Annotated in this window: 10 protein-coding genes and 1 pseudogene; 6 read left to right on the top strand and 5 right to left on the bottom strand. The window is 36.6% G+C overall.

Going from position 1 to position 14,226, the window contains the following annotated elements; translation table 11 throughout:
- Positions 1-79 precede the first annotated feature (79 nt).
- Positions 80-814 (bottom strand): methyltransferase, encoded by a 735-nt coding sequence (locus tag IPO27_09395; GenBank protein MBK8846729.1) that lies wholly within the window; start codon positions 812-814, stop codon positions 80-82.
- A gap of 130 nt (positions 815-944) precedes the next feature.
- Between IPO27_09395 and IPO27_09390 the strand changes: the two genes are divergently transcribed.
- Both IPO27_09390 and IPO27_09385 read left to right on the top strand, forming a co-directional pair.
- On the top strand, positions 945-1,649 hold the full coding sequence (locus IPO27_09390) for a WG repeat-containing protein (protein ID MBK8846728.1): 705 nt from the start codon (positions 945-947) through the stop codon (positions 1,647-1,649).
- A 155-nt stretch (positions 1,650-1,804) separates the two neighbouring features.
- Entirely contained in the window at positions 1,805-2,887 is a 1,083-nt protein-coding gene (locus IPO27_09385) for a PD40 domain-containing protein (protein ID MBK8846727.1), read from the top strand.
- On the opposite strand, the gene IPO27_09380 is transcribed toward IPO27_09385, so the two are convergent.
- The 4 genes from IPO27_09380 to IPO27_09365 all read right to left on the bottom strand — a co-directional run bounded on the left by IPO27_09380 (position 2,865) and on the right by IPO27_09365 (position 6,961).
- Positions 2,865-3,692 carry an alpha/beta hydrolase gene (locus tag IPO27_09380; GenBank protein MBK8846726.1) on the bottom strand — a complete coding sequence of 276 codons (828 nt, stop codon included), beginning with the start codon at positions 3,690-3,692 and terminating at the stop codon, positions 2,865-2,867. The two genes, IPO27_09385 and IPO27_09380, sit on opposite strands and share 23 nt — an antisense overlap.
- Before the next feature lie 5 nt (positions 3,693-3,697).
- Positions 3,698-4,405, bottom strand: a complete 708-nt coding sequence (locus IPO27_09375; protein MBK8846725.1) for a DUF2807 domain-containing protein — start codon at positions 4,403-4,405, stop codon at positions 3,698-3,700.
- Positions 4,406-4,560: 155 nt separating this feature from the next.
- On the bottom strand, positions 4,561-5,493 hold the full coding sequence (locus IPO27_09370; GenBank protein MBK8846724.1) for a hypothetical protein: 933 nt from the start codon (positions 5,491-5,493) through the stop codon (positions 4,561-4,563).
- Positions 5,494-5,947: 454 nt separating this feature from the next.
- A complete protein-coding gene (locus IPO27_09365) occupies positions 5,948-6,961 on the bottom strand; it encodes a hypothetical protein (protein MBK8846723.1) in 1,014 nt (337 codons plus the stop codon).
- 268 nt (positions 6,962-7,229) lie between these two features.
- Here IPO27_09365 and IPO27_09360 point away from each other — a divergent pair, with 268 nt between their 5' ends.
- From IPO27_09360 to IPO27_09345, 4 genes and pseudogenes are all read left to right on the top strand, one after another.
- A complete protein-coding gene (locus IPO27_09360; GenBank protein ID MBK8846722.1) occupies positions 7,230-9,302 on the top strand; it encodes a M13 family metallopeptidase in 2,073 nt (690 codons plus the stop codon).
- 380 nt (positions 9,303-9,682) lie between these two features.
- On the top strand, positions 9,683-10,456 hold the full coding sequence (locus IPO27_09355) for a T9SS type A sorting domain-containing protein (protein MBK8846721.1): 774 nt from the start codon (positions 9,683-9,685) through the stop codon (positions 10,454-10,456).
- Positions 10,457-10,618: 162 nt separating this feature from the next.
- Entirely contained in the window at positions 10,619-13,447 is a 2,829-nt protein-coding gene (locus IPO27_09350; GenBank protein ID MBK8846720.1) for a T9SS type A sorting domain-containing protein, read from the top strand.
- Positions 13,448-13,685: 238 nt separating this feature from the next.
- A pseudogene (locus tag IPO27_09345) lies at positions 13,686-14,216 on the top strand (outer membrane lipoprotein carrier protein LolA).
- Positions 14,217-14,226 lie beyond the last annotated feature (10 nt).

The raw sequence follows: 14,226 nt of genomic DNA, 5'->3' as shown, positions 1-14,226 counted from the left end.
GGATATAATTAATTCTTTACAAATAAAGTAAAAATATAGGTAAACTCAGTCACACCAATGTAAATTTAAGATCTTAAAACTATACATTGGCGCTATCCGGACTGTCAAGATAGTAATCTATGGTTAGCTGCTTGTAATCTTCAGTCATAACATTATCTGCACTTGCCAGGGTAAGCTGACTTTCGTTAATAGGAGTTAGAATATGGCTAAACTGCATTAATATCCTTTTTTCTAACTTTTGAGGTCTTGTTTTTATACGAGTTACGCAATTGCAAAATAGATCTTTTCGTAAAGCAGTTTCATAAAACTTAATCGCCTCACGATATGGAAAAATTACATAAAACTTCCCATTGGGTGCGAGTAGTTTTTTTACGCCATTGGCAAGGTCGGCAAGTGATAATGTCTCGTCAAGGTGTCGGGCAATATTGCGTGCCTCATCAGGCGCTGGCGATGCATCGGCAAAAAAAGGTGGGTTGCTAATTATTATATCAAAAGTTTGTGAAGTGCTAAGTGCAAACTCTTGCAATGACTTATTTATGGCATGCAGTCGGTCTTTCCATTTACTAATGGCAAAATTTTCAAGCGACTGTAAGTACGATGGTATATCAATCTCGAGCGCAGTAATTTCTGCATCTGTCTTCTGTGCAAGCATCAGGCTAAGTATACCTGTACCGCTGCCAATATCTAGTACTCGTTGCACCGTATTATCTGCTTTTGCCCATGCTCCTAGTAGAACACTATCGGTACTTACCTTCATAGCGCTTTTATCTTGATTGATGATAAATTGCTTAAAATTAAAAGTTGATTCAGGCACAAAAACATTTTTTGGTTAGTTAAGCAAATATAAGCGAACAGATTACTCCTCTACCACTTTGAAGAAAATATTTTCTCCTTTAATTAAATGATTATTATATTTGACACGATTATAAAAAACCTAAATAGCAATGAATACGAAATTAAAAATCTTTACTATATTATCTTTTATTGGAATAGCTGCTATGCAAACAGCATCGGCCCAACTATTACGTTTTTATGAAAATTCGAAAGTTGGATATAGAAGTAAGGCCACAAACGAAATTGTGGTGCCAGCAAAATATATTGCCGGCAGCGAATTTATGGATGGCTATGCATTGGTGCTCGAAGGCCGCAAGCGTGGCTTTATAAATGATAAAGGAGATGTGATTATTCCTTTTATGTATGATGATGCAAGTATTTTCTTTGAGGGTGTTGCCCGTGTTATGAAAGGAAATAAGAACGGATACATCAATCTTAAGAATGAAGTTGTCATTGACTTTGTTTATGATTTTGCTGATGATTTTAAAAATGGCATTGCACGTGTGAGTAAAGATGGAAAATGGGGATTTATTGACATTACCGGCAAACCTGTTATTGCTCTAGTTTATAAAAATGCATTTAATTTTGGCAATGACCTTGCTCCTGTTTTGCTTGATAATGATAAATGGGGCTTTATCAACAAAGAAGGCAAAATGATGATTGATGCTAAATTTAAAGACGCTCAACCATTTAATAATGGCGAAGCCCTAGTGCGTATAGACAAAGAATTCTTTTTTATTAATACGAAAGGAAAGAAGACGCGCGACTTGCCTGATCCTGAAGAGCATGAGCGTGGAGGCGATCACAAGCATTAATATTTTTATTTCTTGATTTGATAATTAAGCAGCAATCATTTAAAATGGTTGCTGTTTTTTTTGTATTAATATTAATGATGTAATGATAAATATTGTACGGCATGTTTGCGCAAGGTATTTTGAAAACTACTTTTGTAAAAAATTTTTAGGTTGAAATGAAAAACATATTTTTAAGTATTGGTCTTTTTTCCATAAGTGCAAGTTGCATAGCACAAAATGATACCAACTGGATTGCTTCAGAATTGCGATTTAAAGAAGAAAAGCATCTGACCAACATAAAGCAATTAACCTTTGGTGGTGACAATGCAGAGGCATATTTTAGTTTTAACGATAGCTTGCTCACCTTTCAGGTAACCAACAAAAACTGGAAATTGGATTGCGACCAAATTTTTTACTTCAATTGGCGAACAGCAAATCTTAAAGAAAACCTGCCTCAAATGATAAGCAATAATACCGGCCGAACTACTTGCTCCTATTTTATGCCTGGCGATACAAGTATTATATTTGCAAGTACGCATAGCGGACAGCATGGATGTCCAGCGGTACCAGCCAAGCGCAGCGACCATAAGTATGTGTGGCCAATTTATGCGGATTATGATATTTATGTAAGCGACTTAAAAGGGAATCTTATTAAACGTATGACCGATACACCAGGCTATGATGCCGAAGCAACCGTATCGCCCAAAGGCGATAAGATTGTATTTACAAGCACTCGTTCGGGCGATTTGGAATTGTGGGCAATGGACATTGATGGCAATAATGCCAAGCAAATAACCGATCAGTTAGGTTATGATGGCGGTGCCTTCTTTAGCCCTGATGGGAGTAAATTAATATTTAGAGCTTCGCGCCCATCAACTGACGAAGAGAAAGAAATTTATAACTCGCTTGCTAAAGAAAACCTGGTTATGCCTACGCAAATGAGCTTGTATATGTGTAATGCCGATGGAAGTGGTTTGCGCAAAATAACAGATTTAGCCAATGCCAGTTGGGCTCCCTTTTTTCATCCTTCGGGCGAAAAAGTAATTTTTGCAAGCAATTATAAATCCAAGCGTGGCTTGCCTTTCAATTTATACATGATAAAGTTGGATGGCACAGGCCTTGAGCAAATAACATATGACACCATGTTTGACTCCTTCCCCATGTTTTCGAATGATGGAAGAAAACTAATTTTCAGCAGTAACCGAAACAACAATGGCACCACCGAAACCAACCTGTTTATAGCTGACTGGGTTGAGTAACGGTGCCTGTATACGCAAACTTTTTTATTAGTTGATTTACATCTTCGGGTTGTTCGAGCATCGGAAAATGACCGGCATCATTTATTAACCTGTAGGAAGCATGAGTGAATAAGCGAGCAGTGTGTGCGGCCATCATCCTGCTGGTAAGGTATGGATGCAATACGATGTTAGGAACAAGACTGTCCATATTACCAAAAATTACCAACACGGGTTTATTAAATTTATTCTTGAAATTTACATTAGCGGCCAAAACTTCGCTTAACTGTGTCGAAAAGAATTTTTTCTGGCTCTCGCTATCAAGTTTGTTAAAACTTGAAAATAAGCTAATGGCTAAATCGCGATAATGTTTATCATAATGATAAAAGGATAAATGCAGATACTCTTCGATTTTTGTAAACAGCTTGGTTGGTAAATTACGCGCTCCCTGATTAATCATCAGCTGCTCAAAATGGGAGTAATTTTCAATCCCTGCAGGTGCAATAAGTACAGCTTGCTCAAATAATTCAGGAGCTTCGTTACAGATATTGATAGCCAATTGCCCACCAAATGAATGGCCGCAAATAGTCAGGTTAGAAAGTTGATGCGATTTAATTGCCTCGCAAATTAGTGTGGTAAGATTGGCAACTTCAAAATTTGAATGATTTGGCTCACCTATACTTTCATACAAATCGATGGTGATGCAATTAAACCAATCTTTTAAGTATGCTATGGAGTATTGCCAAGCTGTTTGATTACAACACAGTCCATGAATAAAAATCATGGATGGACGATTGTCGTAAAACTTTTCGGGATAGTTTATGCGCACTTAATTTAATTTTTACGTTCAACTTTTCCTAAACCCGAAATATTAGTTTTTAAGTTAGTAGCTGCTCCGGTATAATATACATTGCCAGCACCACTTACCGATGCATTTAGTTCTTCACTAGCATTTACTTCTGCTACCCCTATTCCACTTAAGTCTACCTTACATTCATCTGCTACCAATTCAAACGCGTCAAGTTTACCGGCACCCGACACCTTATATTTTGCTTCGTTGCAATTACCTTTTAATTTTATTAGTCCTGCTCCCGACAAGTCAGCGCTCACTGTTATTGCTGCTACATTAAGTTCCATAGTGCCAGCACCCGACAGCTCTAGATCAAGGTCTTGTGTTGTTAAAGGTGCTTTGCAAAATACATTGCCTGCGCCACTTGCCTTTATATAGGATAGGTCATTAGAATTTAATTGAATAACTACTCCTTCATCAGTACTGTATACTTTGTCGCTGTATATTATAAGTGTTTCATCAATCACTTTAGTGTGAATTAGTTCTTCAATATTTTTTTGCGCTGTTACCGTCAGCTCATTTATTGTACTTATATTAACGTAAATATCAGCTGTAGCCTCAACTTTAATGCGCTTAAAGGTACTCACTTTACGTTTGTTCGTAATTACATCGCCTTCGCCTACAACCGTATCCGAACAACTCTGCATTATTCCTATAAGTGGAATGCATATCCAAAATATTATTTTTCTCATCTTGATAATCTTCATTTAAATAATGTTGTAAATATATAGATGTGCCGCTCTTAATAATGCAACAATACAAAATGTTATGAATAAGCAATTATTAATTTCTTTTAAAGCAAAATGCCACCTAATTAGGTGGCACACGCTATGTTATACTTTTATTTTTAGTAACTAATCACCTTGCTACCTGTTTTGCCATCCACCACCCAGGATATCTTGTATCCATACGCACAGTTAAGAGTACTTGGGTTACCCTGTTGGTCAACACCTAAGGTAAGCTTATACTGATTATTATTAATATGATTAACGGCTTCACCGCTTACCGGCCTCCATAGTCCGCAATATGTATTACTGCTCCATGGCGAATTATAGTTTATCACAAAACCGGTTCCAAATCTATTGCTACCCCAGCTATCTGTATTGGAGTGTCCATTAACAATTGTATCGCCATTTGCTTTAAAAGAAATTCGTTGTGTAGCAGCAGAATAAGTCCACTCGGTAGTGCGAGCACTGTTCCATATGGCTGTTTGGCCGTTATCAAAATCAACGTTTATATTAAATGCACGCTCACGATATTTAAGGGCTTTGCTTCCTAATAAAAAACCTAACCAATCATTACCATTTACATTTTGCAATGTCTTAAATGCATTAAACTTTACCGACTTATTATCACTTAGCCTTGTAACTTTGTAATTAATAAACTGAATAGAAATTACTGCATTTACATCACTCCAAAAATTCCCGCTAATCAATTGTACCTTTATTTGCCCGCTACGTGTGCGCGAAGGGCTAAAGCATGGGGTAACTCCATCAAAATTAAAAAACAAGGTTTTTTGGCTTAATTGACTTGAGTCTACCGTACATCCACATAATGGATCGGATTGTAAGCCGGCAGTCTTTCCAAATGCTGGGATATCGCGCAGCGTGTTATTAATATCATTATCTGCCTGATCGGCTTCGCCACGGTAATAATTCGCATCTTTATTGTGCTGTTCGGTTTGTGCATCAAGTTGCAGTTCATCATCTTTTTCTTTCTTGCATGCTGTAAATGTTGCTGCAAAGCACAAAGCAAGCATGCTGATTTTTAATTTATTCATTCGATTTGGTTTTAAGATTACTTCCTTTATTACGTAGGCAAAGGTAAATTATTTCGCAACACGATAATATTCATGATAAATTCAATAAGCCACTTTTTGCAACTGATTACCAAATTTGGGAAAGCACATTTACTATAAACTCTACTTACTCTGTTGTAGGTATTCCCACATACAATAGTTAATATAAAAAGTGCTGTCGCCAGGTTTTATATCGTATTTATAAAGTATCGTATTGGTATGTTTCAAACTATCAACTGCATACAAATGAGCATCATTGGCTTTACTAATTTTTATTATACGACCTTCTTGCTCTTGCTTATAGTTGGATAATTCGCCACTTATCCATTCGTTTAATATTAGAATAACATCAAATGAAACTATGGCGATTACTAAAACAACAGCGATAATCCGAATAATTCGTATTTGTAAAAATGTTTTTACATGAATAAATGCATCAGTCCCAGCTAAGCAAAAAAACCCAATACCAAAACAAAAAAATCACAAACGGAATAACTGCATCTATGGTGCGGTGCTGTCCTAATATTCCTGTAAAAAAAGCAGGTATGAAACATGCCATAAAAATTAAAAACATTGCCCCATTATAAGGTAATTGTCCCTTTATTTCGCGCAATTTGGTGTGTTGTTTTATCTCATCTATATAAATTGCAATTAAGAATAAACTAATAATCATAACGGGATGAAATGATATTCTAAAAATAAAAATGATTGAATAAAAAAGTGCGGTACCAGCAGCTGAAAACAGATTCAGATTGTTGTGATATTGATCTAGCCGAACCCAGTTGCCAGGCATGCATGCAAATAAAGCAGTGCCAGTAACAAGACCAACTAAAGCATATCGCGCATTGACACGAAGATGTAACGAAAAAACAGCCTTTTTAATATTTATATAGCACAGTAAAAATAAGAGCGGAATAATAAACAACTCACTGAATAAAGGAATAATAAATCCTAGCACCATGCACATTAATGCAATTAGCACATTTGTTTTAAATTGCATAAAACCCAACAAACAAAATACAAATGACACCGCTACAGTATACGTTGCCACACCGGTAAACCAATATAAGGTTTCGCTCGGGTTAATGAGGCATGCCATATAGCAACAACTAAAAAGCAAAGCAAACGTTGTACTTATTTCAGGTTTTGAAAAAAGTTTATACGAAAACAGAAAAATAGAAAAAATTAAAAACGCCCAACAAGCAAGTAATCCAAAGCTATAAGAAACAGGCGATCCGGCAAGGGGAGTAAAATACATGAGTGCCACGGCACCCAATCGGCCGGTGTAAAGCTTAGCATAGTATAAAATAAATTCTACAAAACCTAAATGTTGATATACACCTGAGCAATAATCATCGGCAGTAGGAACAGCATATAACATTGGGATGGCATATACCAACAACAAAGCAACCAAGGCCAAATTAATAACGAGCTGATAATGTGCCTTCATGGGGTATTTGGTTAAATATTTAATAAAAATGCCGTGGATATTTCCATTGAACAAGAATACAAATATTTCTTATTGAATAAATAATTAAGTTTGACACCTCAAACTAAAGCAATGAATAATAACCTGGTTGACTGGCAAATTATATGTGTAACTGGAATAGTAACTGCGGCTATATACTTTCTGGGAAAAAAAATATTTAAAGCATTGCAACCTGCTAAAGAAGTTTGTGAAAAATGTATAAAATAATTCAAAGAATAACTTATTAAAAATGACTAAAAAAATTACTTTTACTCTGCTTGCTGTAAGCATTACGGCTGTATGCTTTGGGCAGGCCAAGCCATCAAAAACAGGATCGCTACCAAAAAACAAACCGGTAGAGCTTTCAAATTTTGATAATTCAACAAAGCCAACTGAAAACTTCTATCAGTATGTGAATGGCGGATGGTTGAAAAACAATCCGATTCCGGCAAGTGAAAGCCGTTGGGGAGCATTTAGCGAAGTGCAGGAGTACAATTACGCAGTGCTTAAAACACTTTTACAAGAATGTGCACAGCAAAGTGCCACCGCAGCACCCGGCAGTTCAACCCAAAAAATTGGTACACTTTATAAGTTAGGTATGGACAGCATGAAGCTTGAGGCCGATGGCATTACCCCTATTATGGAAGACCTAAAAGCTATTGCAGCCATTAAGACCAAAGAAGAAGGAGTAAAATTGGTTTATAATATGTTTCGAGGGGTTGGGGCGCCTTTCTTTAATTTCTATGCATTTGCCGATGCCAAAAATAGCACCCTGGTAGTGCCGCAAATAGGACAAGGTGGCCTTGGTATGCCTGATCGTGATTACTATTTCAAAGATGATCCACGTACTGTAAACATACGTGCAAGTTATAAAGAATACATTACAAGTAGTTTTGAAGTCGCATTTGGAAAAAGTGATCGCACTGCATTAGTTGCCGACAAAATTATGGAAATTGAAACGCGCCTTGCTAAAGTATCGCTTACACGCGTTGAACGTAGAGATAACGAAAAAACATATAATAAAATCTCGTTTGCCGACCTTGATACAAAAATGCCATTGTTTGGTTGGAAAAATTTTTTCCAGCTAATTCAGGCTCCTGCAGCAGAATACTTTATAATGGATAATCCTGCATTTTTTAGCGAGGTAAATACCCTAATGCGTGATATGCCCATTGAAGATTGGAAAACTTATCTGGAATGGAATGCCATACGCAATGCGCAAGGCTATCTGAATCATGCCATGGTAAACGAAAGCTTCAAATTTTACTCGCAAACCATGCAGGGAACTAAAGAAATGAAACCACGTTGGAAGCGTGTTTTGAATACTGTGGATGGTAACCTTGGCGAATTGCTTGGACAAGAATATTGCAATCGCACATTTACACCTGAAACCAAAGAGCGTTGTCTTAGAATGGTTACTAACATTGGACAAACTTTTGAAAAACGCATTACTGCTCTCGACTGGATGGAAGAATCTACCAAACAAAAAGCCTTACAAAAATTATCAACCTTTATAAAGAAAATTGGATATCCTGATAAGTGGAAAGATTTTGACAAACTAACTATTAAAGAGGACTCCTACTATGCCAACATAAAACGTGCAAGTGTATTTGAATTTGATTACATGGTTAGCAAAATAGGCAAGCCTGTAGACCGCACCGAATGGATGATGTCGCCACCAACGGTTAATGCCTATTATAATCCTTCGTATAATGAAATTGTTTTTCCTGCAGGAATCTTACAGCCTCCATTTTTTAATGCCGATGCAGATGATGCCATAAATTACGGAGGTATTGGAGCAGTTATAGGTCATGAGATGACACATGGTTTTGATGATGAAGGACGTAACTTTGATGCTGAAGGTAATTTGAAAAACTGGTGGACTACTGATGATTCAGCAAAGTTTGCTGCGAAAACTGCAATGTTGGTAGAGCAATTTAATAGCTTTATGGTATTAGATACGGTGCATGTAAATGGTGAACTTACGTTAGGCGAAAACATAGCAGATCTTGGAGGAATAACAATATCCTACGATGCATTTATGCAAACGCAACGTGGTCGCCCTTCCCCAACATTAATTGACGGGTTTACACCACAACAGCGTTTCTTTATCGGTTGGGCGCAAGTTTGGAGAAATAATATTCGTGATGCCGCAATGGCACAGCGCATTATGACTGATCCTCATTCGCCTGGTGTTTATCGTTGCAATGCTCCGTTAATGAACTTCCCTCCATTTTACGAAGCATTTGGTATTAAGCCTGGAGATAAAATGTTTAGAAAGAAAAAGAAAGAGCAAAAATCTGGTAAGAGAATTTTTAAGTAAAACAGAATCCCGTCAGAATTGATGGGATTTTTTTTGAAGATTTTCCGTTACAAATTAATCTTTTTTGAATACTCATAGGTATGCAAATAAGGGTGTGGATGACAAACAAAAATCTTCTAGCTACAAATCGGATAGCCTGATAAATTGCAAACTACCTGATTAAGTAAAAACAACCATCTTATTTTTATTCAAAAAGATTCGGTCAGTTTTAAGTACTCATTGTTTAATCTATAAGTTCAAGTTCATACCTATACTAAAACATCCTTTAAATCACCAATTATGTATTGAAAACTTTTCGTTAATTTGTTTGATACGTAACAACTTAGTGTTACTTTTACACTTTGATAATATTTAAGTCTAACAAAAAAAAATAAAAAAAGATGATTAAAAAATTACTCTTCGTAGCTGTTTGCGCTGGGGCAGCATTAAATTCCAACGCACAAGTAGTTGTAATGTCGCCTGCCAATGCCGACATGAATACCCAAATTACCCTAACCCTTGATGTAAGTCAAGCTTGCGCGCCAGGAGCAGCGATTGATCCTGCTGCTGCTAATGCTTATATGCACTCAGGAGTTGGCTTCGACCCAGATCCCAATATTAGCAAGTGGCAAAATGTTGTTCAAAAAGATAACCCTGCAGCTATTATGTTCGGGAATGGTGCCGGATCATTTAGCATCTCTCTTATTCCAGCTACTTACTACAGTGTTACTGCGCCAAACATTGCATACCATTTGGATATGGTATTTTGTGAGCAAAGTGATATGAGCACTTGGACCAACGAAGGCAAAGGATTTGATTCAACTGGTGCTTGTACCGATATTATTGTACCATTAGCTACACCTCAGTCTTTGGATGCTCCAACTTCGCAACTAGTTTTTCTTGCCTGTAATCCAAACCCGGTATCAACATATGCTAAGTTAGGTTATTCTTTGGTAAATAATAACAATAGCGTATCTTTGAAACTTTACGATTTGGTAGGAAACTTAGTTAAGACTATTGTTGATAACGAAGCTCAAATTGGTCGTAAAGCATATGTGTACGATTGGAATGCAGATAATAATGCAGGTGGTTCAGTAGCAAATGGCATCTACTTCTTACGTTTAGAAGCAAACGGAAGTATCGTGTCAACTCAAAAAGTAAACGTAAATCGTTAAGATAGTTTTCATGCTTTTCATCCGCGGTGAAGGTAAGTTTTCCTTTACCGCTTTTTATTTAGAAGCAAAAAACTAATAATTCCAAGTAATACGAAGGGTTAATAATTAATGTTAACCCTTTTTTTATTCAATTGTTAATCTATCACCTCAACTAATTTAAAAATGAAAAAAATAACTTTGTTATCATTGGTTTTAAGTTTTTACCTGTTGGCCTCTGCTCAAAACAATCCACTTACATGGTCACCCTATTTTTGTACAGATACAGATACTATTACAATCATATACGATGCAACTAAAGGAAATGGTGCACTGGCTCAAACTCCACCCCCAATCTATGCTCATACCGGAGTTATTACCAATTTAAGTTCTGGTCCTAGCGATTGGAAATATGTAAAGAGCCAATGGGGAGTGGCCGATACTAATGTACTCATGACCTCGCTTGGAAATAATCTTTATAGAATTAAATATCACATACGCAGTTATTACAATGTGCCTGCAAACGAAACAATACTTAGTCTTGCATTTGTATTTCGTAATACCACCGGAAGTGTTGTTGGACGCAATGCCGATGGCAGTGATATGTTTATCCCTGTTTATACAGCAGGCCTTAATGTAAAAATTACTGATCCGGCTCTATCATTCAATCAACCATTGATTGTTGCACAAGGAAGCAATCTTAATGTTACAGGTATATGCAACGCGAATGCAGATTTAAGCTTTCTTGTAAACGGTGTATTACAAGCAAACCAAAGTGCAAGCGATACGCTTGCAACCAATATCACCTTTAATCAATCAGGAAATAATCAAGTAGTATTCGAAGCCAATGATGGTATTACTACTTCTTACGATACCATAATAATTGTTGTAAACCCACAACAGGTAATAGCACCATTGCCAACAAATACCCTCGATGGTATTACCTATTTAAATGACAGCGCAGTGATACTCAATCTGTATGCTCCCAGCAAAAATTTCGTTTATGTGCTTGGCAGTTTTAATTCGTGGACTACCGATAGTTTGTATTTTATGCATCGCACTCCGGCAGGCGACCGTTATTGGGTTCAGTTAAATAATTTACTACCTGGTGAGGAATATACCTATCAATACTTTGTTGATGGTGAGTTGCGAATTGGCGATCCTTATTGCCATAAAATTGTTGACCCAAATAATGATGCAGGAATATCGCTTGCCACCTATCCTAACCCCACACCCTACCCTACCGGAAAAACGCAAGGTATCGTTTCAGTTTTGCAAACTGCACAAACTCCGTATACATGGACCGTTACAAATTTTACCAAGCCGGCAAAAACTGATTTGATAATTTATGAATTGTGTATTCGCGATTTTGTGGGTCCACGAAATTTTCAAACTTTGCTCGACACACTTGAGTATTTACAAGTGCTCGGAATTAATGCCATTGAGCTCATGCCTGTTAACGAATTTGAAGGCAACAATAGTTGGGGTTATAATCCATCGTACTACTTTGCAGTGGACAAATATTATGGAACTAAAGATAAGCTTAAAGAATTTATTGATACGTGCCACGCTCGTGGCATTGCGGTAATTTCTGATATTGTGCTTAACCACTCATGCGGGCAAAGCCCCATGGTGCAACTATACTGGGATGCCGGCAATAGTCAGCCTGCAGCAAACAGCCCATGGTTTAATCAACAACCTAAACATGATTTTAATGTTTGTTACGATATGAATCACGATGCACCTGCCACCGAATATTTTGTTGATCGCGTGGTTGAATTTTGGATTAATGAATTTAAAGTAGATGGATATCGCTTCGATTTGGCAAAAGGATTTACTCAAAAGAACACCCTTGGCAATATTACAGCTTGGAATGCATATGATGGTGCACGCATTGATAATCTGAAACGTATAGCTGATGTGATGTGGAATATAGATCCTACCAGCTATGTAATACTTGAAATGTTTGCCGACAATCAAGAAGAAAAAGAGCTGGCCGATTATGGTATGATGCTTTGGGGTAATATGACTCATAATTACAATGAAGCAACAATGGGTTGGTTAAGCAATAGCAACTTTAGTGGTGTATCTTATCAAAACAGAGGATATAATTCTCCTCACCTTGTAGGTTATATGGAAAGTCACGATGAGCAACGGTTGATGTTTAAGAATATTACCTTTGGCAACAGCACCAATCCAAACTATAATTTGAAGGATACGATAAACGCACTTGCGCGAATGGAACTAGCTTCAGCATTTTTTTATACTGTACCGGGTCCTAAAATGCTATGGCAGTTTGGAGAATTAGGCTATGATGTTAGCTTGCTTTTTGGTGGTGGCAACACAGCCCCAAAACCACTAAAGTGGTTTTATTATTACCAACCGGCACGCAAGCATTTATATGATGTAACTGGAAACCTGATGAAATTAAAAAAAGATTTTCAGGTATTTAAAACGAACAGTTTCAATATGTCTTTAAATGGTGGCGGAAAATCAATACGATTGAATGATTCACAAATGAATGCTGTGGTACTTGGCAATTTTGATATATATCCATTATCCATAGTCCCTTATTTTCAACATACAGGTTGGTGGTATGAATATTTTACCGGTGATAGTGTAACTGTTTCCCATGTGCAGGATGCCATTGGGTTGACTGAGGGCGAATACCGTTTATATACCGATAGCAAATTACCTGCATTTACCCCCGTTTTTGTAGAGGAATCATTTATTTTGCCAAACCCTGCTTATTTGACTTGCTTCCCTAACCCTGCAAGCTCAGAGGTAACACTTATGTACTTTAATTCTACCGGAGGTAATAATTCTGAAATAATGATTTACGACTTAAACGGTCGCTTGATAAATACCTTACCTACTGACAATAAAAGTAATGTTGGTTTTGCTACGTGGAATTTAAAAGATAATTCGGGGCAAGAAGTGGTTAATGGACTATACATAGCGCGGGTTGCAGCTAGAGGCAAAACCAACTTTTGTAAAATTGAAGTGCATAAGTAATATTGAAGGAATAATGAACGTGCAAGCACTGCAGCTTATCTTTACAAGTTTGGCACATTTATTAATACTTTTGCTTCCAAATAAACCAATTGTTTGAATTCCAATCAAAATACGAAGTTAATGATTAACATGTTGAGGATATTAATAATTCTGATGCTTGCAACGAGTGTTGTAAATGCACAAACGGATAAGAAAGCACAAGATATTTTGAAATCGGTAAGTACCAAATACCGTTCGTTTAAAAGCATTTGCTGCAAAGTTTACTGTTAAAGTAAGTGATAAAGCCAATAAGACTGTACAAAATCAAACAGGTAGTATCAAATTAAAAGGCACCAAATATCTTGTGTTGCTTGGCGATCAGGAAATAATAAGCGATGGCAAAGTAGTTTGGAATTATTTGAAAGAAGCAAATGAGGTGCAGATCAATGATCAAAAAACGGATGAAAACAGTATTACTCCTCAAAATATTTTTACCATTTATGAAAAAGGATTTAAGTCAAGATTTATTGAAGAAAAAATTGTAGCTGGTAAAAATTTTCAAATAATTGAATTGGTTCCTGAAGATGCAAAACGAAATTTTATAAAAATTCAATTAACCATTAATAAAGCAGAAAAGTATATAGCGCAAGCAGTAATATTTGAAAAAAGCGGAACCAATCTTACCTACAAGGTTGATAGCTTTGCACCAAATGTAACCTTAGAAGATTCTATTTTTACATTTAATAAAACTTCTTATCCTAAAGATGAGGTAATTGATTTAAGGAATTAATATTCTGATA

This window comes from Bacteroidota bacterium (assembly GCA_016714535.1).
Taxonomy (GTDB): Bacteria; Bacteroidota; Bacteroidia; order AKYH767-A; family OLB10; genus JADKFV01.
Note: the sequence above shows the minus strand (reverse complement) of the source record. Positions and strands in the feature narration are given on the sequence as shown.